This window comes from Sphingomonas sanxanigenens DSM 19645 = NX02, assembly GCF_000512205.2.
Lineage (GTDB): Bacteria > Pseudomonadota > Alphaproteobacteria > Sphingomonadales > Sphingomonadaceae > Sphingomonas_D > Sphingomonas_D sanxanigenens.
Map to the genome: position 1 here is coordinate 294,377 of NZ_CP011450.1, position 25,107 is coordinate 319,483.

At 64.5% G+C, this 25,107-nt stretch carries 20 protein-coding genes and 1 pseudogene; 5 read left to right on the plus strand and 16 right to left on the minus strand.

The window, feature by feature from the left end; translation table 11 throughout:
- Positions 1-22: 22 nt before the first annotated feature.
- A complete protein-coding gene (locus NX02_RS30100) occupies positions 23-643 on the minus strand; it encodes a recombinase family protein (RefSeq protein WP_008832583.1) in 621 nt (206 codons plus the stop codon).
- Between the two features lie 125 nt (positions 644-768).
- On the opposite strand from NX02_RS30100, the pseudogene NX02_RS30105 reads away from it, so the two are divergent.
- Positions 769-3,648, plus strand: a pseudogene (locus NX02_RS30105) (Tn3 family transposase); the annotation flags it as partial.
- An 83-nt stretch (positions 3,649-3,731) separates the two neighbouring features.
- The gene (locus NX02_RS30110; protein WP_015063481.1) at positions 3,732-4,835 is read left to right on the plus strand and encodes an IS110 family RNA-guided transposase; all 1,104 of its coding nucleotides are present in this window, start codon (positions 3,732-3,734) and stop codon (positions 4,833-4,835) included.
- 493 nt (positions 4,836-5,328) lie between these two features.
- Here NX02_RS30110 and NX02_RS30115 read toward each other — a convergent pair whose 3' ends face one another.
- The 13 genes from NX02_RS30115 to NX02_RS30175 form a co-directional block, all read right to left on the minus strand.
- The gene (locus NX02_RS30115; protein WP_004212890.1) at positions 5,329-6,078 is read right to left on the minus strand and encodes an HAD-IIB family hydrolase; all 750 of its coding nucleotides are present in this window, start codon (positions 6,076-6,078) and stop codon (positions 5,329-5,331) included.
- On the minus strand, positions 6,075-8,576 hold the full coding sequence (locus tag NX02_RS30120) for a heavy metal translocating P-type ATPase (protein ID WP_004212886.1): 2,502 nt from the start codon (positions 8,574-8,576) through the stop codon (positions 6,075-6,077). Before NX02_RS30120 ends, NX02_RS30115 begins: the two co-directional genes overlap by 4 nt.
- Entirely contained in the window at positions 8,573-9,181 is a 609-nt protein-coding gene (locus tag NX02_RS30125; protein WP_004212885.1) for a cation efflux transmembrane domain-containing protein, read from the minus strand. The genes NX02_RS30120 and NX02_RS30125 overlap by 4 nt, the downstream gene beginning before the upstream one ends.
- Positions 9,178-9,864 (minus strand): ZIP family metal transporter, encoded by a 687-nt coding sequence (locus tag NX02_RS30130; protein WP_004212882.1) that lies wholly within the window; start codon positions 9,862-9,864, stop codon positions 9,178-9,180. The genes NX02_RS30125 and NX02_RS30130 overlap by 4 nt, the downstream gene beginning before the upstream one ends.
- Positions 9,865-9,867: 3 nt before the next feature.
- Positions 9,868-10,281 (minus strand): hypothetical protein, encoded by a 414-nt coding sequence (locus tag NX02_RS30135; RefSeq protein ID WP_004212881.1) that lies wholly within the window; start codon positions 10,279-10,281, stop codon positions 9,868-9,870.
- Between the two features lie 47 nt (positions 10,282-10,328).
- Positions 10,329-10,706 (minus strand): hypothetical protein, encoded by a 378-nt coding sequence (locus NX02_RS30140; protein WP_004212880.1) that lies wholly within the window; start codon positions 10,704-10,706, stop codon positions 10,329-10,331.
- Entirely contained in the window at positions 10,703-11,191 is a 489-nt protein-coding gene (locus tag NX02_RS30145; RefSeq protein WP_047100393.1) for an SRPBCC domain-containing protein, read from the minus strand. The genes NX02_RS30140 and NX02_RS30145 overlap by 4 nt, the downstream gene beginning before the upstream one ends.
- Before the next feature lie 53 nt (positions 11,192-11,244).
- Positions 11,245-14,490, minus strand: coding sequence for an efflux RND transporter permease subunit (locus NX02_RS30150; RefSeq protein ID WP_004212878.1), 3,246 nt, complete (start codon positions 14,488-14,490; stop codon positions 11,245-11,247).
- Between the two features lie 3 nt (positions 14,491-14,493).
- Positions 14,494-15,672, minus strand: a complete 1,179-nt coding sequence (locus tag NX02_RS30155; RefSeq protein ID WP_004212877.1) for an efflux RND transporter periplasmic adaptor subunit — start codon at positions 15,670-15,672, stop codon at positions 14,494-14,496.
- Positions 15,672-16,949 (minus strand): TolC family protein, encoded by a 1,278-nt coding sequence (locus tag NX02_RS30160; protein WP_004212875.1) that lies wholly within the window; start codon positions 16,947-16,949, stop codon positions 15,672-15,674. The genes NX02_RS30155 and NX02_RS30160 overlap by 1 nt, the downstream gene beginning before the upstream one ends.
- Before the next feature lie 60 nt (positions 16,950-17,009).
- On the minus strand, positions 17,010-17,306 hold the full coding sequence (locus NX02_RS30165; RefSeq protein ID WP_007406840.1) for a hypothetical protein: 297 nt from the start codon (positions 17,304-17,306) through the stop codon (positions 17,010-17,012).
- Positions 17,307-17,379: 73 nt separating this feature from the next.
- Positions 17,380-19,347 (minus strand): cytochrome c/FTR1 family iron permease, encoded by a 1,968-nt coding sequence (locus tag NX02_RS30170; protein WP_047100394.1) that lies wholly within the window; start codon positions 19,345-19,347, stop codon positions 17,380-17,382.
- Positions 19,347-19,973 (minus strand): cation efflux transmembrane domain-containing protein, encoded by a 627-nt coding sequence (locus NX02_RS30175; RefSeq protein WP_004212870.1) that lies wholly within the window; start codon positions 19,971-19,973, stop codon positions 19,347-19,349. Before NX02_RS30175 ends, NX02_RS30170 begins: the two co-directional genes overlap by 1 nt.
- A gap of 75 nt (positions 19,974-20,048) precedes the next feature.
- Here NX02_RS30175 and NX02_RS30180 point away from each other — a divergent pair, with 75 nt between their 5' ends.
- Complete coding sequence (locus tag NX02_RS30180) at positions 20,049-20,468, plus strand: MerR family transcriptional regulator (protein ID WP_007406847.1); 420 nt, start codon at positions 20,049-20,051, stop codon at positions 20,466-20,468.
- Here NX02_RS30180 and NX02_RS30185 read toward each other — a convergent pair.
- A complete protein-coding gene (locus tag NX02_RS30185; protein WP_013039112.1) occupies positions 20,462-21,664 on the minus strand; it encodes an aspartyl protease family protein in 1,203 nt (400 codons plus the stop codon). The genes NX02_RS30180 and NX02_RS30185 overlap by 7 nt on opposite strands.
- A gap of 289 nt (positions 21,665-21,953) precedes the next feature.
- Entirely contained in the window at positions 21,954-22,526 is a 573-nt protein-coding gene (locus NX02_RS30190; RefSeq protein WP_021224432.1) for a recombinase family protein, read from the minus strand.
- A 191-nt stretch (positions 22,527-22,717) separates the two neighbouring features.
- Between NX02_RS30190 and NX02_RS30195 the strand changes: the two genes are divergently transcribed.
- Both NX02_RS30195 and NX02_RS30200 read left to right on the plus strand, forming a co-directional pair.
- Complete coding sequence (locus NX02_RS30195) at positions 22,718-24,118, plus strand: Mu transposase C-terminal domain-containing protein (RefSeq protein ID WP_047100395.1); 1,401 nt, start codon at positions 22,718-22,720, stop codon at positions 24,116-24,118.
- Entirely contained in the window at positions 24,060-24,923 is an 864-nt protein-coding gene (locus tag NX02_RS30200; RefSeq protein WP_281178386.1) for an AAA family ATPase, read from the plus strand. The genes NX02_RS30195 and NX02_RS30200 overlap by 59 nt, the downstream gene beginning before the upstream one ends.
- The last annotated feature ends 184 nt before the right edge of the window (positions 24,924-25,107 follow it).

Sequence of the window (25,107 nt, forward strand, 5' to 3'; positions counted from 1 at the left end):
GCCGTTGACACTCCCGTCATCATCATCGCGTTTTGGCAGCAAGCACGCGCTGACCGTAATCCCGGAGTTCCCCGTTGGGACCGACATAGCGGTAGAGAGTGACGCGCTCGATCCCGAGTTCCTTGCAGAGGTCGGAAACGGACGTGTCGCGTTGGGCCATAGCAGCCTGAGCGAGCCGCACCTGGGCCTTGGAGAGGGCGAACTTGCGGCCACCCTTGCGTCCCCGCGCGCGGGCAGCGGCCAGGCCAGCCATGGTGCGCTCGCGGATCATATCCCGCTCAAACTCCGCCAGTGTGGCAAAAATGCCGAACACCATCCGGCCCGATGGCGTCGTGGTGTCGATCTGCGCGCCCTTGCCGGTGAGCACCCGCAGACCGATACCGCGATCCGACAGATTCTGCACCGTGCTGACCAGGTGGGTGAGCGTTCGGCCGAGCCGGTCGAGCTTCCAAACGATGAGGACATCGCCGTCGCGCAACGATTTCAGGCAGGCGGCAAGACCGGGGCGATCATCACGGCTACCGGATGCACGATCATCATAGATATTGCCTGGCTCGACACCGGCAGCGCGAAGGGCATCGTGCTGCAGGTCGAGCGACTGCGAGCCGTCGGCTTTGGACACGCGGGCGTAGCCGATCAGCATGGATCACAAACGAAGGTTTGAGGCGGTGACGAACATGAGCACATAAGATTGGGCTATTGTGTATCTTAACCAGCATCTCAATCAAGCTATCTCAAACCGTAGCTCGGAAAGAATAAGGAGCATGTATGCCGCGTCGCGTGACCCTGACCGATCGACAGCGCGAGGCGCTGCTTCACTTGCCGGTCGATCAAGGTGAGCTGCTGCGGCACTATACCCTCAGCGATGAGGATCTCGGGCATATCCGCCAGCGCCGGCGCGCCCACAATCGTTTTGGCTTCGCGCTGCAACTGTGCGTCCTGCGCTACCCGGGCCGGGTGCTCGCTCCTGGCGAGTTGATCCCGGCGCAGGTATCGGATTTCATCGCGGCCCAGCTCGGCCTGACCAGCGACGATCTACTCCTCTATGCCGCGCGCGAGGAGACCCGGCACGAGCATCTGGCGGACCTTCGCCGAATCTACGGCTATCGCTCCTTTTCGGGGCGGGGCGCACGGGATTTGCGCGAATGGATCGCTCGGGAAGCCGAGGCGGCGACATCGAATGAGGATCTTGCCCGTCGCTTCGTTGCGGAGTGTCGCCGCACCCGCACGATCCTTCCCGGCTCCTCGACGATCGAGCGCCTTTGCGCCGATGCGCTGGTTGAGGCCGAGCGCCGGATCGAGGATCTTATCGCCCATCGCATCACGCCAACCCTGAGCGAGAATTTGGCTCACCTGTTGGAGGATACGGTGGATGGTCGCGTCACGCGCTTCGTATGGCTGCGACAGTTCGAGGTTGGCGCAAATTCAGCAGCCGCTAACCGGCTGATGGATCGACTGGAATATCTTCAAAGGTTCGATCTTCCGGCGGATTTGCTGGACGGCGTGCCGGCGCATCGTGTGACCCGGCTTCGCCGGCAGGGCGAGCGCTATTACGCCGACGGCATGCGTGATCTGCCCGAAGACAGGCGGCTTGCGATCCTCGCTGTCTGCACCCTGGAATGGCGGTCATCGCTGGCCGATGTCATCGTGGAGACCCACGATCGCATCGTAGGCCGTCTCTATCGGGCCTCCGAACGCCTTTGCAACACCAGGATCGCCGACGAAAAGGCGGCCGTTCGGGACACGCTGAAGTCCTTTGCCGAAATCGGTGGTGCTTTGCTTGGAGCGCAGGACGATGGCACGGCCCTGGACGGGATAATCGCCACCGGGCCTGGCTGGGAACGGTTCAGAACCCTTGTCGCCACGGCCTCCGCGCTGACCAACGTGCTCGCGGCCGACCCGCTCAGCCGTGTGCTGGACGGCTATCACCGTTTCCGCCTCTACGCGCCCAGGATGCTGCGCCTGCTCGACATGCAGGCGGCGCCGATCGCCACGCCTCTTCTGGCGGCCGTTGCGATGCTGCGTAACGGGATCAAGGTCGATCCGCCGGTGGATTTTCTACGTCCCAACTCGAAATGGCATCGTCATCTTCGCGCTGAGCCCAGCGGCGACCACCGGCTTTGGGAAATCGCGGTGCTGTTCCACATCCGCGACGCCTTCCGGTCCGGTGACATATGGTTGGCGGGATCGCGCCGCTATGGCGACCTCAAGCAGCTTCTGGTCCCGCCACAGGCGATAGAGCAGACCGCGCGGCTCGCCGTGCCGCTGCGACCCGGCGAATGGCTGGCCGAGCGCAGGGCTCGACTGGATACACGGCTGAAGGAGTTTGGCCGCGCGGCGCGAACCGGCACGATCCCAGGCGGCATCATCGAGAACGGCAAGCTGCACATCGACAAGCTGAGGGCCGACACGCCCGAAGGGGCCGAGGATCTCGTGCTCGATCTCTATCAACAGCTCCCGCCCGCGAGGATCACCGATCTGTTGCTGGAAGTCGATGAGCGAACCGGATTTTCCGAGGCGTTCACGCATCTGCGCACCGGCGCGCCCTGCAGCGACCGGATCGGCCTGATGAACGTGTTGCTGGCGGAAGGCGTCAATCTCGGTTTGCGCAAGATGGCGGCGGCGACCAACACGCACAGCTTCTGGGAATTGCTGCGGATCGCGCGCTGGCATGTCGAAGGCAGCGCCTATGATCGGGCGCTCGCCATGATCGTGGAGGCCCACGCCGCCCTGCCCATGGCCGCCTTCTGGGGACAAGGGCAATCGGCATCCAGCGACGGGCAGTTCTTCCTTGCTACCGAGCAGGGCGAGGCGATGAATCTGATCAACGCGAAATATGGCAACGTCCCGGGCCTCAAGGGATACAGCCATGTGTCCGATCAATATGCGCCGTTCGCAACCCAGGTGATCCCGGCAACGGTCAGCGAGGCTCCCTATATCCTGGACGGGCTGCTCATGAATGACGCGGGCCGCCGCGTTCGCCAGCATTTTGCCGACACGGGCGGCTTCACCGATCATGTGTTCGCCGCCTGCGCCTTGCTCGGCTACAGGTTCGCCCCCCGTATCCGCGATCTCCCTCAGAAAAGACTCTATGCCTTCACGCCCAACGCGACGCCGGCCAATGTGCGAGCGCTGGTCGGAGGTAAGATCAATGAACCGCTCATCGAGCGCAACTGGCCCGACATCCTGCGCATCATGGCGACGATCGCAGCGGGGATCGTCGCCCCCAGCCAGATTCTTCGCAAGCTCGCCTCTTACCCGCGCCAGAATGAGCTGGCCCTCGCATTGCGAGAGGTGGGCCGCATCGAGCGAACCCTGTTCATGATCGACTGGATTCTTGATGCCGGCCTCCAGCGCCAGGCTCAGATCGGCCTCAACAAGGGTGAGGCCCACCACGCCCTAAAGCGCGCCATCAGCTTCCACCGCCGAGGTGAAATCCGGGATCGATCCGGCGAAGGCCAGCACTATCGCATCGCCGGAATGAACCTGCTCGCCGCCATCATCATATTCTGGAACACCATGAAGCTCGGCGAGGTCGTCAATACCCGGGCCGCCAGCGGTACCCATATCGCGCCTGATCTACTCGCCCACGTCTCGCCGTTGGGATGGGAACACATCAATCTAACCGGGGAATATCGCTGGCCCAAATCCTTAGACCCAATGACCGTCATTCGCCTCGCGCTTCGAGGCAGGTGGGGCGTAAGCTCAGCTTGTCAGGAAGGAGAAGGACAATGTCGATCAGCAAGTTTGTCGGTCTCGATGTCCATAAAGAGACGATTGCAGTTGCGCTCGCCGATGACGGTCGGACTGGAGAAATCCGGTTCTACGGGACCATACCCAACACGCAGGATTCGATCCGGCGTCTGGTGGCCCGACTGAGCAGCCCGGATGTCGCGCTGCATTTCTGTTATGAAGCAGGCGGCTGTGGCTACGGAATTCATCGTCAGTTAGTCGATCTGGGGGCGGAATGTAGCGTGATTGCGCCATCGGTCATGCCGCGCAAACCTGCGGACCGGATAAAGACCGACCGACGTGACGCGATGACGCTCGCCCGATTGCTACGGTCTGGTGAATTGACGGCGATCTGGGTCCCGGACGAGGCACACGAGGCTATCCGTGATCTGATTCGTGGGCGACGCCAGGCGAAACACGATTTGGTTGCTGGCCGGCAGATGTTGTTGAGCTTCCTTCTGCGCCATGGGCGCAAGTTCGCCGGTCGATCCAATTGGACCAAGGCGCACTGGCGCTGGCTCGGTGAGCAGGCGTTTGATGCACCTCACCAGCAATTCGTATTCGGCGAGAGCATCCGCCGGATCGAGGAAGCACAGCAGCGCTGCGACCGACTGGATGCAATGCTGGTGGAGGCATTGCCCTATTGGTCGCTGGCGCCGTTGGTTCAGGCTCTGCAGGCCTTGCGGGGTGTCGGCTTGATTGTCGCCGCCACCTTAGTTGCAGAAATAGGCGACCTTGGTCGGTTCGATACCCCAAAACAGCTCATGGGTTGGCTGGGGCTGGTCCCGTCTGAAGCGTCGAGTGGTGCCCGGACGCGCCGAGGCGCAATAACGAAGACCGGCAACCGCGAAGCGCGAGCAATGTTGGTGGAGGCGGCCTGGTCCTATCGACTGCCAGCGCGGGAAGAACGCCGCTATCGAGCCCGGGTCGAGGGACTGCCGGATGAAGTCAAAGCCATCGCCTGGAAAGCACAAGTCCGACTGTGCCAGCGCTACCGGATGTTGGCTGCGTCCGGGAAGCCCTTGCCGAAGGTCATCACGGCGATCGCTCGCGAATTGGTGGGATTTGTCTGGGACATCGGGCGACGTATGCAGCCCGCATGACGACGGCATCTCAAGTTATTGGACCTGATGGGCGTGCCGCGAAGACCAGGCAAGATGGGTAACCCTCGGCGTACGTTGGGGCAGGTTTCGACCGATGCCCGTGCTTAGAGAGAGGAAGGCCCACGACGGAAATGGGAAATGCGGTAGTCAATCCGCGGATGAGAGCATGATCAATCGTCGTCGATCGGCTCGCGGCACACCCATCAGGTGCATCATCAGTTTCAATTACACCGGACCTCAGTTTTGGTGTAGGTTCTGTGCGGCTCCGCTTCCAAAATGACGGTCATGAGAGCGTAGGATTCCGCCCCCTCCCGCAAACGCCCCCTACGATTGAGAAGCGCGGCGGAATCTCTTAGATTGATCGCTGGAGGCTTTGTTCGCGGAGACGCGCACATTGCCTTCTTTTCGTTTTAGGAAGCGCTGCCCTAAGCGACAGAAGCCAGAGCTTTGACAATGCGGCATTCCGCGATGGAGCCGACCATGTATCTTGATCCTATCGGTGCAGACACGCGATGATGGCGGTCACGACGGCGGTGGTTTCCGCGACGTCGCGCACCCTCACTGTGTCGAGGCCGATTTCAGCAGCGGGATAGTCATTCCCACCGGGGAATATCGCATCCCCAATGAACAGCATCCCGTCGAGCGGGACACCGCTCTCGGCACTCAGGCGCTTCAGGCCATAGCCCTTGTCGATCCCTGCTCTGGTCACGTCGATCGATGTCGTGCCACCGAGATTGATCGAGAGCTCCGGCAGCTTCGCGCGCAACGTGGCCTGCAACGCGGTCCTCTTCTTTCGGTCAGGATCCCACGCTTCCTTTTCCTTCAGCGGCGCTGCCTGCCCCAGGCCCGAAAAGGTGATCTGGCTGCCCCGGTCCTCGATCCGTTCGCCCCAGATACGTTCGTCGGCGAGACCGGCATCGGTCAGCGCCTGATCGAAGGCCGTGCGGATCTTCGCCTTCTCCGCGTCGTCGAACAGTTCGGCATAGACCGCGCGCCAAGCGCCATTGATGAACCGATAGAGTTTCGTGCCTGTGGTCGGCATCAACCAGAGACGGTCGAGCGCGACGCCGGCAGGAAGGCGCGAGGCGATCTGCTTTTCGAACTGCGGCCAGTCCCCGCCCGAGATCACCGCCACATCCGTGATGGCGAGCAATCGGGCGAGGATTGCGGCCATATCCTCCGATAACGGCCGCTTGCTCTCGGCAAGCGTGCCGTCGAGGTCGAAGGCGATCAGCCACTTCATGCCGCCTTCCCTGCCGGATCGCGGTAGGCGAGCAGCCTGAGCGCATTGATGACGACGAGCAGCGTCGATCCCTCATGAACCGCCACCGCTGGCCCAATGCCGAGGCCGAGGATGGTAGCAGGCACCAGGAAGGCGACGACACCCAGGCTGACGAAGACGTTCTGCCGGATGATTCCACGGGTATGGCGGCTAAGACCGACTGCGAATGGCAGGTGCGCCAGATCGTCGGCCATCAGCGCCACGTCGGCTGTCTCCAGCGCAACGTCCGACCCCGCCGCGCCCATCGCGATGCCGACCGTGGCGCTTGCCATCGCCGGCGCATCGTTCACGCCGTCGCCCACCATCGCGACCTTGTCTTCGCCGGCGAGCTTCTTGATCGCGGCAACCTTGTCTTCGGGCATGAGGTCGCCCCACGCTTCGTCGATCCCGACTTCGTCGGCGATCGCTTCGGCGACTTTCTGGTGATCGCCGGAGATCATTATCATCCGCGACACGCCCATCTCGTGCAGCCGACGCAACGCGGTCTTGGCAGCTTCGCGAGGCGTGTCCATCAGGCCGATCGCGCCCAGGTCGCGGTCCCCCTTGCGGACCACCATTGTCGTGCGGCCGTTCTCGCGCAGCTTCGCGATTGCGTCCTGCGCGCCCTGCCCCAGCGCCGGAATGCCCTCACTTCCGAACATCTCGGCCTTGCCGATCCACACCGTCTCGCCATCCACGCTCGCGGTGACGCCCCGACCGGTCAGGCTCTTGAGGTCGCCGGCAGTCGGCACGGCACGATCGTTCAGACGTTCGCGGCCGTCCTTGACGATCGCTTGGGCCAGGGGATGGTCGCTCAACGCTTCGACGGCGACAGCCAGCGCCAGCAACTCGCCTTCATCGGCGCCATCGACGGGCACGACATCAGTGATGCGCGGACGACCTTCGGTCAGCGTGCCCGTCTTGTCGAAAGCGATCGCTTTGAGCGACCCGAGGTTTTCGAGCGGTGCACCGCCCTTCACGAGCACGCCGCCCCGCGCTGCACGGGCAACGCCCGACAGGACCGCGCTCGGCGTTGCGATCGCGAGCGCGCACGGGCTTGCCGCCACCAGCACCGCCATCGCGCGATAGAAGCTGTCGCGGAACGGCTCGTCGACGACCACCCATGCGAACAGCAGGAGCACTGACAGGACCAGGACGGCGGGCACGAAGATCCGTTCGAACCGGTCGGTGAAGCGCTGCGTCGGCGACTTCTGCGTCTCCGCTTCGCTCACCATCTTCACGACCTTGGCAAGCGCGCTTTCATTGGAACGCCGTGTCACCTCGATCTCGATCGCGCCGCCGCCGTTGATCGTACCAGCAAAAACCCGGCTTTCCGCGTCGACTGCATCGGGCTTGGCGCGTGCCGCTGCGGCATCTGCGACCGGCACCTTGTCGACCGGGATGCTTTCACCCGTGACCGGGGCCTGGTTGATCGCGCTGGTGCCCTTGATGACGAAGCCGTCGGCAGGCAGGCGCTCGTTCGGGCGGACGATGGCAATGTCCCCGACGACCATCTGCTCGACCGGGATTTCGCTGGTCTGCCCGCCGCGTCGCACGGTCGCGGTTTCGGGCGCGAGCTTCGCCAGCGCCTCGATCGCCTTCTTGGCGCGGCCCATTGCATAATGCTCAAGCGCATGGCCGAGGCTGAACAGGAACAGCAGCAGCGCACCTTCGGCCCATGCGCCCAGCGCAGCGGCGCCGGCCGCAGCGACCAACATCAGCGTGTCGATCTCGAACTTCTTCATCCGGAGGTTGTCGATCGCCTCGCGCAGCGTGAAGAATCCGCCGAAGAAATAGGCTGCGATATAGCAGGCGGTCGGCAGCCATTCGGGCGCGCCAGCGACCAGCCTCTCGATCGCGTAGCCGATCCCCAGCAGCGCGCCACAGGCGAGCGCGAAGATCAGCTCGGTATTGGGGCCGAGAAATTCGGCGTGGCTATGGTCGTGGCCATCGCCGGGGCCGTGCTTCTCTTCGCCCGCGCCGTGGCCCCCGGGGCCGTGGTCGTGGCCGGCATGTTCATCGGCAGCGACCCGCTTGCCCACCCTCACCTTCAGCTTGCGAAGCGCAGCGCGCACCTCCTCTTCGGTGGTTTCGCGGCGATCATATTCGACCCGGACAGACCCGCTGGTGCTGGCGCTTGCCTGGACCACGCCGGGCAAGGCGCACAGCGCATCGCTGACCGTGCGCGCCCGACGTTCGTGGTTGATCCCCGTCACCTGCCAGATCGCATGGCCGTAGCGCTCGGTGATTTCGGCACCTGCGGCGCGCACCATTTCGCGCAACCGTGGCAGCGGCAGCTTGGCGGCATCGAAATGGATGCACAGCGCCGCTGGCGTGTTGCCGTCGAGACAGATCACATGCGCCCGCTCGACACCTTCGCGCTTTGACAGGGTTGATACGAGACGGTCCAGGCAGGCATCGGCCGCGTCAGGAAGGTCCGGCAACAACACTGGAATGTCGAGTTCGAGCTTGTCGTTCATGACGACCTCCTTTCGCTTTTCTTGGTTTCGGCGCGCGCGTCGCGCAGGATTTCGACACCGCCCTTGATGGCGATGATGGCGGTGGCGAAGCCGACCAGCAGGTCCGGCCAATTGGTACCCAACCACAGCACCAGCACGCCGGCGATCAGGATGCCGCCGTTGGAAATGAAGTCGTTGAAGCTGAAGGTGGTTGCGGCCCGGAGATTGACGTCCGGATCCTTGAGGCGCTGGAGCAGCCGCAGGCAGAGGTAATTCACGACGCCGGCGATCGCGGACATGACCATCATGGTAGGTCCGATGGGCTCGCTGCCCTGCACGTAGCGCCGTCCGACATCGATCAAGATGCCGCCCGCGAAGATCAGCAGCATGACGCCCGAAGCGACCGCGGCGCGTGTCTTCCATGTCTGGCCCCGGGTGAGCGCCACAAGGCTCAGCGCATACACAGCCGTATCGGACAGGTTGTCGACGCCGTTGGCGATCAGCGCGCTCGAGTCCGCGAAGAAGCCGGAAACGAAGAAGCCCGCAGCGATCGCCGCGTTCAGCAGCAGGACGATCCACAGTGTGCGGCGCTCCTGCCCGCCATTGTTGTCGTTGCCCGGGATCATCCCATCATCTCCTCAAGTGTCAGCAGGGCCAGGAAGCCGACGAAAAACATCGAGCTGATGAGCGGGGTGTCGGGTTTCTCGTGCGCCTCGACCAGCAACTCCTCCGTGACGAGGTAGAGCAGCGCCATCAGCCCGAAGCTGAGGAAGCCGGCGATCATCACCGGCGACAGCGCGGCGACCGGCACGGCAGCGAGCGCGCCGATCGGCAGCAGCAGGGCCAATGCCGAGACGATCACGATGATGCGCAAGCGCGAGCGATAGGTTTCCGCCAGCTCGTCGGTCAGCGTCAGTCCCAGAAATAACACTTCCAGAGTGAGCGCGATCGTCAGCAGGAGACCTGCCTTCTCGCCCGCCACGAAAGCGAGGCCGAGCACCAGGCCGTCGACCAGAATGTCGATGCCGATCGCGGCGAGTAGCGCCATCGGCCCCTTGAAGCGGGCCTCAAGAGCCTTGAGCCCCAGCATGGTCGCGACGCCCGCCGCCCCGCCGATCAACGTCGCGCTGGGCGATGCCTCATGCTTGACCTGCGGCAGGATTTCGGTCGCTGCCGCCGCGAACACGACGCCGGCAGCGAGATGCTGTAGGCCCGCCACGAGGCCAGGTTTCAACTTGGTGCGGCTCGCGACAATCGCGCCGAGCACGACCGCCAGCACAGGCGCAAGCGTATAGAGCAGTGCCTGCATTTCCTAGGACTCCTCCGGGGTTCGGTGGCAGACGCGGATCTTCCCGCGTCGCGTGAACGCGATCGATCCGCCCGCCACGACAGCCCGCGAATGGTCGCCGCGAAACTCGTCACCGGTTCGCTGCGCGCGCAGGATCTCGGTCCTGCCCTTCGGCAGCCAGGTGACGGCCATTTTCAAGCCGTCATCGATGAAGTCGACATCGGCGCGTGTGCCGTCGTCGCAGTACATGATGCGCTGCGCGATTAGTTTCGACGTCAGATGCTTTTCATGCGCCGGCTCGGTAGGCTGGGTCGGCGCTGGATTACACGCCCCTATAACCGCCCCGGAGACGAGAACGACGCCGAGGCGCGCGATCGCCAGACCGGCCCGATTCAGGCCGCACAAGGTTGTCACATTTGAAATCGACGTGTCAGACATCGGTCTCTTCCGACGAAGCGCCCTGTGGCGTTCGAAGGCAGGGCAGTTCATCGCGTGCCTTCCCGCTCGCAGATCCGGGTACGGCCATCGCCTTCCACGATGGTGAGCTGCGACCCCTTGAAGGTCGCGGTGGCTGTTTCGCCGACATATTGCAGGCCCTGCGCTGGCGCGGTCAGCATCATCGGCGGTCCCCCGTTGGAGCGCCGCAAATCGATCTGCAGGCCGTTGTCCTTGTAATCGACGAACAGCGGTTCCCCGTCGGAACAGCGATATCTATGCCGCCCCATTTCCCCGGTCGCCACGGCGCTGTCGGACGAATGGATCTGCTGCTCCGTTGGCGGGGCTGGCGGCTTTCTTTCCGAGCACGCCGCGAGCCCGACAACGAGGATGACGGCGGGCAGCACCCGCTTACAGTGCATCATCATCGCGCCTTCCTCCTGTAGCGGAAGGGGACGCGCTGACGATTGATAGCCCGGGCAGGCTGAGCTACCCGCCAGCGGAGATAGGTTGCGAGGCGATCGTCAGATTCGACCATCAGGGATCGCAGGCGGCGCAACATCATCGCCGCGAACGGCAGGGAGAGCGCCCCGCGCAGCGTGCAGCTATGCGTTAGCCTGGTGCCGCCATCGTCCCCCGCCAGCTCGTACCGCTCTTCGAGCGTGAACAGATAGGGGATGCCGCAGGACCAAGCGAAGGCGTGCGGTTTATCGAATCGATCAATCCGTGCTGGCGTCCGAATTGGCCGGGTGATGCCCTGGATCGCAAAGGTGCATTCTGTGTCGCCGAGCCGGGACGGATCATCGAGAAATACGAGCGGACTCCACGCCCGGCGATGATCCGGATCGGTGAGTGCCGACCAGATGCGCAGTGGCCCGCCGTGAAGCATCGAGCTGGTTATGGTGCGAGGCATATCCCCATCTCCCAGAGATGGGCGGGGCGATCGCGGATCGCCCCGCCCATCCATCAGGCCAAGTTGTTCACGAAGGTCTGACCGTGGTCGTCCCCTTCATGCTCCTCATTGTAGTGCTCGGGTTTCTCGATCACTTTCTGCCCGAACCGGGCATAGAGTGTCGGCAGCACGAACAGCGTAAGAAGCGTCGCCGAGATCAGACCGCCGATGACGACCGTCGCCAAAGGCTTTTGAACCTCTGCGCCGGCGCCTTCGCCCAGCGCCATCGGCACGAAGCCGAGGCTGGCGACTAGCGCGGTCATGATGACGGGTCGCAGACGCTGCATCGCGCCAACATGCGCGGCTTCCTCGCGGCTCATCCCTGATCGGATCAGATCTTGGATCGAGCTGACCATGACGAGGCCGTTGAGGACCGCGATGCCCGAGAGGGCGATGAAGCCCACTGCCGCCGAGATCGAGAAGTCCATGCCCCGCAGGAACAGCAACAGGACGCCGCCCACCAGCGCGAAAGGCACGCCGGTGAACACGATCGCGGCGTCGCGGACCGATCCCAACGCCCCGTAGAGGAGCAGCAGGATCAAGATGAAGCAAGCCGGAATGACCAGCTTCAGCCGTTCGCTTGCCGATTGGAGGTTCTCGAACTGGCCGCCCCATTCGAGATAGGTGCCGGCAGGCAGCCGGAGTTGGCTGCCGATCGCCGCCTGCGCATCCGCCACGACGGATCCGACGTCGCGGCCACGCACGTTGGCTTGCACCACCACGCGCCGCTTGCCGTTCTCGCGGCTGATCTGGTTCGGACCATCGACCACCTTGATCTCGGCGACGCTGGACAGCGGTACATAGCCGCCGCCTGCCACCGGCACCTGCACCTGTTGGAGCAGGCCGATGTCGGCACGCTGCGCCTCCGACAGGCGGATCACCACGGGGAAGCGACGGTCGCCCTCGAAGATCTGGCCCGATGTTCGCCCGCCGATCGTCGCAGTCACGGTGTCCTGCACATCCTGAGCCGTAACGCCCAACCGCGCCATCGCGTCGCGGTTGACGCGAATGTCGAGCATGGGAAGACCGGTCGTCTGCTCCACCTTCACGTCCGCTGCGCCTTGCGTTCTGCGCAGCACCGCCGCGATTTGCTCGGCCGTCCGGTTCATCTGGTTGAAGTCGTCCCCGAACACCTTCACCGCGATGTCGCCGCGCACGCCGGCGATCAGCTCGTTGAAGCGCATCTGGATGGGCTGGGTGATCTCGTAGGCATTTCCCGGAATCTTCGCGAGATTACCCTCGATCCGGCTGACCAGCTCCTCCTTGGGAAGCTCAGGATCCGGCCAATCCTTGCGCGGCTTCAGGATGACGAACATGTCGGTCGCGTTCGGCGGCATCGGGTCGGCCGCCAGCTCGGCGGTGCCCGTCTTGGAATAGACGAATTGCACCTCCGGCTGCTTCGACATCATCCGCTCGATCGGCACCTGCATCGCCTGGCTCTGCTGGACCGACGTTGCCGGAATGCGGAGCGACTGGATCAGCAAATCGCCTTCGTCGAGCTGCGGCAGGAACACCGAGCCGAGCGTAGTGAAAGCAAGCGCCGCCACCACAAGGCTTCCCACACCCGCACCGATCGTCAGCGTCGGGCGCTTCATGGCCCGGTCGAGACCGGGTTCGTAGCGCTTCTTCAGCCACGTGATGATGCGGCCGTCCTTCTCCTCGACCTTCTTCGACAGCCAGATCGCAATCATCGCCGGCACGAAGGTGAGAGAGAGGATGAAGGCGAAGGCGAGCGCGATGATGACGGTCAGCGCCATCGGTCCGAACGTTTTACCCTCCACGCCGGTCAGCGTGAGCAGCGGTACGTAGACGAGGATGATGATTGCCTGCCCGTACACAGAGGGACGGATCATCTCACGCGCAGCGGCTGCCACGGTCGCGAGCCGTTCCTTGACGCTGAGCAATCGGCCTTCATGATGCTGTTGCTCGGCAAGCCGGCGCAGCGCGTTTTCGACAATGATGACGGCGCCGTCGACGATCAGACCGAAGTCCAAAGCCCCAAGGCTCATCAGATTGGCCGAGACCCCAGCGCGCAGCATACCAAAGCCTGTCAGCATCATGGTGATCGGGATGACCAACGCCGCGATCAGGGCCGCACGGAAGTTGCCGAGCAGCAGGAAGAGCACGACGATGACCAGCACCGCGCCTTCGGACAGGTTTTTCGCGACCGTCTTGATCGTCGAATTGACCAGCTCGGTGCGGTTCAGCACCGGCTGAATTACGACGTCAGGAGGCAGCGAAGCGTTGATCGTCTTCAGTTTCTCAGCGACCGCGGTCGACACGATGCGGCTGTTCTCGCCGATCCGCATGATCGCCGTGCCGACGACGACTTCGGTACCGTTCTCCGATGCCGAACCCATGCGGATCGCCTGACCCGTCTTCACAGTCGCAACTTGTTCGACCGTGATCGGCACGCCGTTACGTGTCGCGATCACGGTCCTGGCCAACTCGCTGGCATTGCGAACGAGCGCATCCGAGCGAACAGCCAGACCTTCGCCATTGCGATTGACGAAGCCACCGCCGACGCTGGTGTTATTGCGCTCCAGCGCATTTCCCAGGTCCGTCAGCGTGATGCCGAGCGAGGCCAGCTTCTGCACGTCGGGCACGACGAGGAACTGCTTGGCGTAACCGCCAATCGAGTCGACACCGGCGAGGCCCGGTGTGGTCTTCAGAAGCGGCGTCACGATCCAGTCCTGCGCGGTGCGCAGGTAGGTCGCCTTGTCCTCTTCGGTCGTCAGTCGCTCGCCCTCTGGCGTGATGTAGCTGCCATCGGGCTGTTGGCCCGGTTCACCGGGCTTGTGCTTGTCGTCCTCGCGATGATCGAGACGAACGGTGTACATGTACACCTCGCCCAGGCCTGTCGCGATCGGACCCATTTCAGGGTTCACGCCGTCGGGCAGATTCTCTTGCACGCCCCGCAGACGCTCGCCCACCTGCTGGCGGGCGAAATAGATGTCCGTCGCGTCCGAAAAGACCGCCGTGATCTGCGCGAAGCCGTTGCGGCTCAACGAGCGCGTATATTCCAGGCCGGGGGTGCCGGCGAGCGCGGTTTCGATTGGAAACGACACCTGCTTCTCGACCAGCTCGGGCGAGAGGGCAGGCGCGCGGACGTTGATCTGGACCTGATTGTTGGTGATGTCCGGCACCGCGTCGATCGGTAGCCGGTAGAGGGAAAAGGCGCCGATGGCGGCGACGATGACGGTGAGGAGCAGGACTAGCCAGCGCTTCTCGACCGCCCAGGTTACGATACGGGCGATCATGGCTTAATCCTCGTGGCTCGCTTCGCCCTTGCCGATCTCGGCCTTGAGCGTGAAACTTCCGGTGGTGGCGATCTGTTCGTTGCCGGTCAGGCCCGACCGGACGATCACCGTGTCGCCCGACGCATCGCCGAGCTGGACCGGGGTCGCCTTGAAGCCGGTGGGCGTGCGCACGAACACGACCGACTTGCCCTCGAAACTCTGGACCGCCGTCGTCGGCACGCGGACCGCCCCGCTCCCGCCGCTGCCCGTGAGCTGCACGGCTGCCGTCACAGGCTCGCCGACCCGCCATTCGCCACCGCGATTGTCGAGGGTGGCGAGCGCAGGCACGAGCCGCGTCTGCGGATCAAGCGCCGGCGACACGAAGGTCACGCGGGCGGTCGCCTGACGGCCTGCCGCCTTCACCAGCACCGTATTGCCGGGACGCACCCGGCCCGCATCCTCGGGCTTGAGATTAAGCGCGATCGACACCTGGCTCAGGTTGGCGATGCGATAGAGTTCGGCATCCGCCGCGACCGTTTGTCCCAGCGTCACGGGGCGCGCAATGATCTGGCCCGAGATCGGCGCGGCAATGCCGAGCCGGTTGAGCCCGCCGCCGCCGACACCCGCCGCCGAAACCATGCTCTGCGCCTGCGTCAGGGCGATCCGCGCCTCCGTCGCCGCTGTGCGGGCGGCGATCAGATCCTGTTCAGGGGAGACTCTCTGCGCGAACAGCCGCTGTTCGCGCGCGAGGTTCGAATTAGCGAGCTGAAGCCGCGCCCGCGCCGCCTCGACCTCGCCCTTGATCTGCGCCGCCTCGCGGCTTTCGATGACCGCAATGGTCTGGCCGCGTCCGACCGATTGGCCGAGGTTACGGGTGAGCGCGACCACGCGTCCCGCAATTGCGGCCGAGACGACCTGCGTTCCCTGTGGGTCGCCCTCGATGATCGCGGGCAGCTCGATCGTCCCGGCCCCGCCGATGATCGGCCGTCCGACCTGGACGCCCGCTGTGGCGATCTGGTCGGCACCCAATGTGACGACGCCTTCACCGGCATGACCGCCTTCAGCACCGCCCTTTTCCGTGCCCGCTGCCGTCTCATTGGCAGCTGCGCCTTCGGCAGTTGCCTCGTTTCCGCCATCCTTGCCGCCGCAGGCAGCCAAGAGCAGGGCGAGCGACGCCGCGCCCGCGAGATAAAAGCTCTTCATCACTGATTCCCCCCATTGGGCGCACGAGCGGTCAGTCGCTCCACTTGCGCGCGGGCATTCTGGTAATTGGCAAGCGCGTCGATCGCGGCGACCCGCGTTTCGGCGAGAGTGCGTTCAGCATCGAGCAATTCGAGCTGGCCGAACTTGCCCTCGCGATAGCCGATCCGCGCGATGCGGGCGGCCTCCTGTGCAGCCGCCAGCGCCGGCCCCGACGCCGCACGAGCCGTCGTTGCGGCATTGGCCGCCTGCGCCTGCGCGTCCGTGATCGCCTGTTCGATGTCGAGCGCGGTCACGCGGCGCTGCGCATCCGCCTGGGTCCGCTGCGCGGTCGCCTGCGCAATCGCGGCGCGACCATTGTTGAACACCGGGATCGGGATCGACACGCTGAACACCGCCGCCATGTCGTTGGTCGCTTCCAGGCGGCGGATCGACGGCCCGACGTTCAGGTCAGGCACGCGATTGGCGCGCGCGAGCCGCACGCCGGCTTCGGCAATGGAGAAATCCGCGTTGGCTGCCGCCAGCGCGAGTGTGCCGGTCGTGTTGACCGGTGCCAACGGCCCATAGACGTTCACACCGGGAAGGCGATCGAGCAGCGTGTCATCGAGCAGGCCGTCGATCGGCCGTCCGATCCGACGCGCCAGATTGGCGCGGGCCGCCTCGGCCAAGCGAAGCTGCCGCTCCACATTGGCGTCGGCATTGATACGCGCGACATCCGCGCGCTGTTGCTCGAGTGGCGATGCCCGCCCTGCCTGCACGCGAACGCTCGCGGCCCGCAGCGCATCGCTGGCGATCCGGGCCTGATCGCGGGCTGTCATTACCCGGCGATCGGCCGCGACCGCTTCGACATAGAGCTGCGTTACCTGAAGCCGGACATCCGCCGCGATGATCGCGGCCTGGATCTCGGCCCGGGACAATTGCGCATTGGCGACCGCGACGCGGGCGCCGCGCTTGCCGCCTAGCTCGATCGGGATCGCAAAGCCGACCGTGGTTTCCGCGCTGCGGACCCCCCGATACGGCCCGGAGCCGATGACATTCTCGACTTGGCCTTGAACCACCGGATTGGGCCGCAAGCCGGCGACTGTGCGACCTGCACGGGCCGCGTCGATTCCAGCTGTCGCCGCTTCCGCAGCAGGGGCCGAACCGCCCGCTGCACTGACCGCTTGGTCAAGCGTGTAGACCGGCGCATCCTGCGCAACAGGCGCGGACGGTCCGACCTGCGCCTGCGCCATCGTGGCGCAAGACGCTGCGGCCAGCATGGCCGCGAGGATACGATTCATGAAAATAGGACTCCTGACGATGATCGACAGGGGCGCGCCAACGCACGCCCAAATCGGACGTCAGGCTTGGGGGGGCCTCAAATGGACCATGCCGGTGCGGCCGTCGAGCGACGCAGAGGCGGAGATTGTCGGCTTGGGCACTGTGAGGACGGGGGTATATTCCATCGTCGTGCGCGCAGGCGCGCCGACGTCGTGTCCGTGACAATAATTGTGATGATGCGGGACATTCTTGTCCGAGTCCGATGGCACCTGATCGATGTCACCGGCGGTATGGACCGTGAACTCAACGCCCGCGATGCTTCCCCCCGCCAGATCGGCGGCATGGGCCATGCCGGAGAAGCTGGTCAGGACCAGCATCAGGCATGTCAGGAAAGGCAAAAAGGCTCGCACTAGCTTGCCTCTATCACGGAAGGGTTTTCATGTCATTGCACTAATTCGAACCAAGGGTCACTGAGCCGGAACCCGAGCGGGATCGGTCGCGCCCGTTCCAGGCGAACCCGACCGCAATGGCGACCGCCATCAGGAGTTGCGCCAGCACCGATTGCCAAGTGGGAAACACGCCGAGCATCGACAGCCGTGGCACGTCCGCGAGCGGTGCGATGTTGATAAGGCCGGCTTCCTGGAGCGCGGCGACGCCTTTACCCGCCAGCACGACGGTCAGGACCGCCATGAGCCAGGAGCTATAGCGGAAGAACTGCGCGATCGGCAGCTTGCGACTGTAGCGAAGCATGGCCCAAGCGATCAGGCTGAGCAGTCCAATCGCCGACCCGGCCCCCGCGAGAAGCATCCCGTTGTCACCTTGCGCCGAAAGCGCGGCATAGAACAGGATCGTCTCGAAGACCTCGCGATAAACTACGACGAACGCCAGCCCGAACAGGAACCAGCCCGACCCGCCCGAGAGCGCCCGCGACATCTTCTCGCGAATATAGCGCTGCCACTGATCGGCCTGCGCCTTGCCGTGCATCCAAATCCCGACCGAGAGCAGCACGACCGCGGCGAACAGCGAGCCAAACCCTTCCGTCAGCTCCCGGCTCGCACCGCTGATCCCGATCGCATAGGTGGCGACCGCCCAGGTGATCCCGCCCGCGATGATCGCGCTGACCCAGCCGCCATGCACGTACCGCAGCGCCTCGCCGCGCTCGGCTTTACGCAGGAACGCGATCATGGCGACAACGATGAGCAGGGCTTCGAGCCCTTCACGCAGCAGGATCGTGAACGCGCCCAGGAACGTGGACGCTTCGGTGGCGGCATCAGGCGCGAGCGCCGCTTCCGCATCGTCGAAAAGGCCGCCCAGTACTGCGACCTTCTCCGCGAGATCATCGGGCGACGCGCCCCGGTCGATCGAGGCGCGGAACTCCCCCATCGCGCCCTCGATTCGACCCATCAGCGTCGCGTCGCGCGCGGTGAGTGTTGGCTCGATCGGCTCGAACCCATCGAGATAGGCCGACAGCGCCAGCTCTTTCGCCATGCGCGCATCGCCGCGCCGCGCAGCCGCCACGCTTTCGGCGAGTTTGGCGCGGGCGACCGCGAGCGAGCCGGGAGCCTGTTGTACCACCTGTTCGGGATGACGACGCAGGAACGCGAGCACTGGGTCAGCCTTGGCGTCGCCGATCGCCGCGCCGAGCGCGGCCGGGGTGAGCGCGACCAGGGTTTTCAGGTCCGGAATGCGCCGGCGAAGGGTCGGGTCGGATTTCCAAAGCCGCTCGCCTTCGCGCGCCTGCGCATCCGTGAAGGCGAAGCTCCCGGCTCGGAATGCTAACGCCCAGCGCTGATCGTTGGGCAGATCGGCGAAGCTCTGCATCGCGGTCCCGTCGATGCCTTGCGTCACCACCTGATAGAGCGCGAACACGCTGCGCTGGCGCGCGCGCTCGGCATCGGTGAAAGCAATCGGGGGCGTAGCGAGCTTGGCGGCGTCAGGGCCACGGCCGTTGCCCGTCATCCCGTGGCAGGACGCGCAGGATTGTCGGAACAGGGCATCGCTGGAGACGAGGTTCGGAGCCTTATCGGGCGCGAGCGGCACCGGGTAGGCGCGCAACAGATCGGCCGCGAGCCCGTGCGCCAATGTTGCCACCTGTTCAGTCGGTCCCTTTTCCGCGATCACCGCCTGGAGGTTGGCAGCCCGCTGGATGAGGGCTTGACGCTCCGGCTTCGCCGGCAGGCCCTGAAGCCGTGTCGAGACCGACGCGGCGAACTCCGTCATCTCGGCATATTCCGACGTGCTCTTGATCCGACCGTTGGCGACCGCGCCGCCATAATCGACGGCCATATAGTCGAGCAGCCGCCATGCGGTTTGCACGTCGCCGGGTTCGGCGATTGCCGCAGCAGGGATCAGCAGCGCCGCGAGCGCGGAGAGCAGCCGCAACGAGAGCATTGCCCGGATCAACGCGAGCAGACGCACTACCGCTCTCCCAATTCGCGCCGAGCGCCAGTGACGATTTCATAAGCGGAGTGGAGGAACAGGAGGGCGATGAGGCCGGCGACGGCGAGGTCCGGCCAGGCGCTTCCTGTCCACGCCACCAGACCGGCCGCGGCGATCACCGCCACGTTGGCGAGCGCGTCGTTGCGGCTGAACAGCCAGATCGCGCGAACATTGGCGTCCCCTTCCCGGAAACGCGCAAGCACCAAGGCGGACACGACATTGATCGCGAGCGCGACAACGCCGATTGTGCCCATCAGTTCGGCATCGGGCGCGGTTGCGTTCAGGGCGCGCCAAATCGCGAAACCGATTACGCCCACGCCAAGCGCACCGAGAAACAACCCCTGCGTCAGCGCGACCTTTGCCCTCGCCCGTGCGGACCAGGCAAGCGCGAGAAGACCGATAAGGCTGATCGACCCGTCCCCGAGAAAATCGAGGGAATCCGCTTTCAGCGCTTGGCTATCGGCGATGAACCCGCCGAACAGCTCGGCGACTCCGAAGCCGAGGTTGAGCACCACGACGGTCAGCAGCGCACGGCGATAGGCCGGATCGGTTTGCGCGCGCGCGGGCTCCCCGTGGCACCCGCAGCTTTCGGTAGAAGCATTCATGCGGCCTTCCTTACCACCTCCAGTCGCTGTAGAAGCAAGCGAAATGTGCGACACGTTCGCATAAGCAAGGATGGCATGATGAAGCCGGTGATGATTGGGCAGCTCGCCAGCGAGACCTCGACGAAGGTGACGACGATCCGCTTTTATGAGTCGATCGGGTTGCTCCGATCCGCCCCTCGCACGGCGTCGGGTCGCAGAACCTACGATGCCAGTGACATTGAGCGTTTGCACTTCATCCGCAACGGTCGCCGGCTTGGCTTCTCCGTCGACGAGATCCGTTCGTTGATGGGGCTGGCGCAGAACCCGGACCAGGATTGTGGTGCCGCCTCAGCTATCGCTGCTCAGCACCTCAAGGATGTGGAGGAGAGACTGGCGCAACTCGCGGTGTTGCGGGATGAGTTGGCAATGCTCAGCCAGAGCTGCACCAAGGCGCGCATGGCCGATTGTCGGATCATGAAGGCGATCGGCAAAGGCCACCCTCAAGCCGATCAATAATAATCGGCCAGCCTGAGCTCGCGCACATCACCCGAGGCCATCGTCAGCTTTACGAGGGTGCCAGCAGGCCGGGAGCGCACTTGCCAGAGCTCCCCACGCGTATAGTTCGCATCGATCGAATGGCCGTTCACCGCCACGATCCGGTCGCCGACCGCCCAGCCAGCCTTTTCCGCGGGACTGTTCGCCGCCACATGAACAACGGTGAGCGCCGTTGGTGAGGCTGCGAGGCCAAGGCCGCTACGGTCCTTCAGCATCGGCAGGCGACGACGAGGACCGAGTGGCCGGAGCCACACGAATCCGGCGGTCACGTCGAACACCACGTCGAATTGAGCGATCAGCGGTAGGCCGACATTGCCAACCGTGCTGGTGGAGAGCCAAGCTCTCATCCCGAGTGTGGGGACGTTCGAGACGCCAAGCCCTTCGATGTTGATGTTCTGGATCGTGAAAGCATCGTTGATACGCACACCATCGACGCCGCCGATCGCCGCGGTCGAGACGAGCTTCCCGTTCAACAGCCCTTGATCGCGGGCATAGGCCGACGAGAGCATCAGCGCGGCCGAGCTGCCAAGATCGATCATCAAGGGCACGGGAGGCAAACCCGAGACGGAAGCTCGAATGAACAGCTCCTGCTTGGCACCGCGCCCGAGCGCGACAGCGCGCCAGTCGGGACCGGCGAGAAACGTGCCTGACTTGACGACCGCCATACGCCTTTTCGCGAAATCGAGCGCGATGCAGCTACCCGTGAACATATCGGCACCGAGGAGGATATCGATCGGTCGTCCGAAGGCCGCCGACACTGAACTCAGATCACCAACGACGGCAAAGGGTAAGCGACGGGTTTCGCGGGCGAGCTGTACGTCGATGTCGCGGACCAGCAGCACCGGGGCCTTGGCGCTCAGCCCGCTAATCATGCGCCGCTCACCATCGTTCAAGCCGAGCTTCGCCGCGAGCGCCGTGCTCATGATCGACGCGCCGCTGCCACTGTCGAGCACCGCCCGCACCGGCACTCCGCGCACTTGTGCCGAAACAAGGAGGGTATCACCCGTGCCGACTTCCAGCGGCTCCCATTCGAGGTGAGCCGCACCGAAGTTCCACGAGCCCGCAGACCGGGAAGTCTGTCGCGCGAGCGTTGGAGAACCGAGCACCAAGCCGGTTCCACAGGCCACCAGCCGCGCCACTAATGAGCGTCGAGACATACCGATTGCTTCAACACGGGCCGTCAAAAAGCCACCTCCAGCCCCCCGTCCGCAGGAGAGCAAATTGCGGTTACATGCTCCAGCCACTGGAGGAGCAAGTGCTTTTGGTGCGCCCGAAAATCCTCAGAAGCGCTTGGAGAACTTTAGATGAAGGATGGTGCAGACCGCTTAGATGCCTTCCCGATAACGAACGGTTCCGGGGGACGCTGGGCCGATCGGGACCGCGAACGGTGTAAACGCTCGCGCTAAGTGGCGGCATTCTGATCGCGCTATTTGTCGGCGAGCGTCGCTACGCGGCTACCGGCTTGGTCTCGGCCGATCGCACATAGGCGTAGAGTTTTGGCTTGGAGATGCCGAGCATCGAGCAAATCTTGGCGATCGGCATCGTGTTCTCGTGGTAGAGCCTGACGGGCAGGTCGCGCTTTTCCTTGCCGAGTGCGGCCGGCCGGCCACCCTTCTTGCCGCGAGCGCGGGCTGCGGTGAGACCGGCCTGGGTCCGCTCGCGGATCAGGTTGCGCTCGAACTCCGCCAATGCCCCGAACAGGTGGAAGGTAAGCTTGCCCGACGTGGTGGTCGTGTCGATCGCCTCGTGCAGGCTCAGCAGCCCGACCTTTTCCTCGTCGAGGTAGGTCATCCATCCGATCAGATCACGGAGCGAGCGGCCGAGCCTGTCGAGGCGCCAGACCACCAGTGTGTCGCCGGCGCGAAGCAGCTCCTTCACCTTTTCCAATCCAGGGCGAGCGGCAGTCGCCCCGGAGGCCTTGTCGGTGATGACCTTCTCGCAGCCGGCAGCCTTCAGCGCATCACGCTGGAGGTCCAGGTTCTGCTCGGCGGTCGATACGCGGGCGTAACCGATTTTCATGCGTAGGGCCGGTGGCGCCCCGATCGGGCGCGGTTTGGGAAGAAAGTCGTCATCGGCAGGTCTATGTTGCCCTAGTTTTCTTTACCGGGTAGATTTACGTCGAACAGGCCGGTTTGGCAACGCGAGCGGACTCGCATGGCGATGGGCAGGCAAATCTCCGTTTTCCTTACCTGCGACACGGACCGTCGGCGGTGACGCATCCGGCGCTTGTCCCGCCGCTGGCGATCGAGCGCTACCGCGTCCTTGAACCGCACCTCGCCGATGGCATCCCGCTCGCGGACCTCGCCCGCACCGGCACGCTGAGCGAGCGGACGTTGCAGCGCTGGCTCGGGCGCTACCGTGCCGAAGGACTTGCCGGTCTCGCGCGTCTGCCGCGCAACGATCGGGGCAGGCTGCACCTGCCGGAACATCTGGTCGAACTGACCCGCACTCTCGCCACCAAGCGCCCGCGACCCCCGGTCGCCGCCATTCACCGAAAGGTGCAGGAACTCGCCATCGCGCATGGACACCGAACCCCCAGCTATGCGGCCGTCGCGCGTGTCGTCAGGGCGATACCGGCAAGCCAGATCGCCGCAGCCTCCGATCCGGCCGTCTACCGCGACCAGCACGAGCTAGTGCATCGGCGCGAAGCCGCGACCTCGAACGAGATGTGGCAGGCCGATCATACCGTTCTCGACATTCTCGTGCTCGATGATGCCGGAACCCCGGTGCGTCCTTGGCTGACCGTCATCGTTGACGATCACAGCCGAGCCATCGCCGGTTACTTCCTCAGCCTCGATGCCCCCAGTGCCCTCAACACGGCGCTCGCCTTGCGGCAGGCGATCTGGCGCAAGCCCAATCCCGAATGGATCGTCAGCGGCATTCCCGAACAGCTTTACGTCGACAACGGCTCGGATTTCATCTCCGAGCATATCGAGCAGGCGTGCATCGCCCTCAAAATCCGCCTCATCCATTCGCTGCCGGGGCGTCCTCGCGGGCGCGGCAAGATCGAGCGGCTGTTCCGCACCATCAACGACATGTTCCTGCCCGACCTGCCCGGCCACCTGATCGCGGGCAAGCCGCTGTCGGCGCCAGTGCTCACGCTCGACGAGCTGCGCGCCCGCTTCGAGGCGTTCGTGTGCGGCGTCTATCATCGTCGCCCGCATGGCAGCACCGGCGAACCGCCGATCACGCGCTGGCAGAAGGGCGGGTTCCTGCCCGCAATGCCCGACAGCCTTGAACAGCTCGACATGCTGCTCGTGCACGTGCCCAAGCCCCGTAAAGTGCTGCGCGACGGCATCCGTCTGATGGGCAGGCGCTATGTCGAACCCACGCTCGCGGCCTTCGTCGGCGAGCAGGTCGAGGCGGTCTATGACCCCCGCGACCTGACCGAGATCAACGTCTACCACCAGGGCCGGTTCGTCTGCCGTGCGCTCAGCTCCGAGCACGCTGGGCACCCGTCGTTGCGCGCGATCCAGCGCGCCCGGCGCGGCGCGAAGGAGCGCGACAAGCAGGTGCCTGCCCCCACGGAGACCTTCGACGGCGACCAAGAGGATACGGCTTCCCGGCCCACCACCTACCGAGGGCTCCGGCTCTACGCCGCTGACGATTGAGTTCCTGGTCGAGCAGCCGTTCCTGGCGACCCGCGAACATGCCCGGTTCGTCGAGTTTGCCGAAGCCTGCGCGCACTACCGCTATATCGGCGTGTGTCATGGCCGGCCGGGCGTCGGAAAGACGCGATCGGCGCGCGAGTTTTCCAGCTTCCCCGACCTGGGGGAATATGCCGCGCTCCGTCCCATTGCCGCGCTCCTTGGCGAAAAGGTCGCTCGCTGCCGCGCCGTCTTCTACACCGTGTCGGTCAGCAACACGCCCAAGACGATCGACGCGGTGTTGGGCCTCAACCTCATTAAGCTGGGCTATGCCCGGCTGACGGTCGCGGGCGGCTCGCAGGACGAAATCACCCATGACGCCGCCCGCATCGCCTGCCCCCTCGTCATCGTCGACGAGGCCGACCGCCTGACCATAAAGTCGCTCGAACATCTCCGCGACATGGCCGATCGCCACGGCTTCGGGCTGATCCTGATGGGTATGCCGGGCTTGGAGAAGCGCCTCGCCCGCTATGCCCAGCTCTACTCGCGGATCGGCTTCGTCCACGAGTTCAAACCGCTTACCGAGACCGAAATGCGGCTGCTGCTCGCGACCCACGCCGGCGATTTCGGGATCAGCTTCGACCCGGCCCAACTCGACGCGATCGAAGCGCAGGCAGCCGTGATCCGCATCACGCGCGGCAACTTCCGGCTCATGGAGCGCCTGTTCGCGCAGATGCGGCGGATCATGACCCTCAACCGCGTCGAGGAGGTCACCGCTGACATCGTTCAGGCCGCGCGCGATTGCCTCGTCATCGGACCCGGCAACTGACAAATAGCGCGATCAGAACGCCGCCATTTAGCGCGAGCGTTTACACAGGATAAGATCCATACCGTTTCCGGAACCACTTTCTTGTTTCCTCTTCGAAATTGGACTGTGCTGATGAGTTTGAGCGATGGTGGCTTCGCTCATACACTACGCGCTACCAGGCCCCTGCCCGTTTCTTAGGCTTAAC

Coding starts and splice junctions, on each gene's coding strand:
- NX02_RS30140 (WP_004212880.1), bottom strand. CDS start 10,706: ATGATGATGCACTGTAAGCGGGTGCTGCCCGCCGTCATCCTCGTTGTC.
- NX02_RS30110 (WP_015063481.1), top strand. CDS start 3,732: ATGTCGATCAGCAAGTTTGTCGGTCTCGATGTCCATAAAGAGACGATT.
- NX02_RS30180 (WP_007406847.1), top strand. CDS start 20,049: ATGATGAAGCCGGTGATGATTGGGCAGCTCGCCAGCGAGACCTCGACG.
- NX02_RS30130 (WP_004212882.1), bottom strand. CDS start 9,864: ATGCAGGCACTGCTCTATACGCTTGCGCCTGTGCTGGCGGTCGTGCTC.
- NX02_RS30175 (WP_004212870.1), bottom strand. CDS start 19,973: ATGAATGCTTCTACCGAAAGCTGCGGGTGCCACGGGGAGCCCGCGCGC.
- NX02_RS30160 (WP_004212875.1), bottom strand. CDS start 16,949: ATGAATCGTATCCTCGCGGCCATGCTGGCCGCAGCGTCTTGCGCCACG.
- NX02_RS30155 (WP_004212877.1), bottom strand. CDS start 15,672: ATGAAGAGCTTTTATCTCGCGGGCGCGGCGTCGCTCGCCCTGCTCTTG.
- NX02_RS30190 (WP_021224432.1), bottom strand. CDS start 22,526: ATGAAAATCGGTTACGCCCGCGTATCGACCGCCGAGCAGAACCTGGAC.
- NX02_RS30165 (WP_007406840.1), bottom strand. CDS start 17,306: ATGCTGGTCCTGACCAGCTTCTCCGGCATGGCCCATGCCGCCGATCTG.
- NX02_RS30185 (WP_013039112.1), bottom strand. CDS start 21,664: ATGTCTCGACGCTCATTAGTGGCGCGGCTGGTGGCCTGTGGAACCGGC.
- NX02_RS30145 (WP_047100393.1), bottom strand. CDS start 11,191: ATGCCTCGCACCATAACCAGCTCGATGCTTCACGGCGGGCCACTGCGC.
- NX02_RS30120 (WP_004212886.1), bottom strand. CDS start 8,576: ATGAACGACAAGCTCGAACTCGACATTCCAGTGTTGTTGCCGGACCTT.
- NX02_RS30115 (WP_004212890.1), bottom strand. CDS start 6,078: ATGAAGTGGCTGATCGCCTTCGACCTCGACGGCACGCTTGCCGAGAGC.
- NX02_RS30135 (WP_004212881.1), bottom strand. CDS start 10,281: ATGTCTGACACGTCGATTTCAAATGTGACAACCTTGTGCGGCCTGAAT.
- NX02_RS30150 (WP_004212878.1), bottom strand. CDS start 14,490: ATGATCGCCCGTATCGTAACCTGGGCGGTCGAGAAGCGCTGGCTAGTC.
- NX02_RS30125 (WP_004212885.1), bottom strand. CDS start 9,181: ATGATCCCGGGCAACGACAACAATGGCGGGCAGGAGCGCCGCACACTG.
- NX02_RS30100 (WP_008832583.1), bottom strand. CDS start 643: ATGCTGATCGGCTACGCCCGCGTGTCCAAAGCCGACGGCTCGCAGTCG.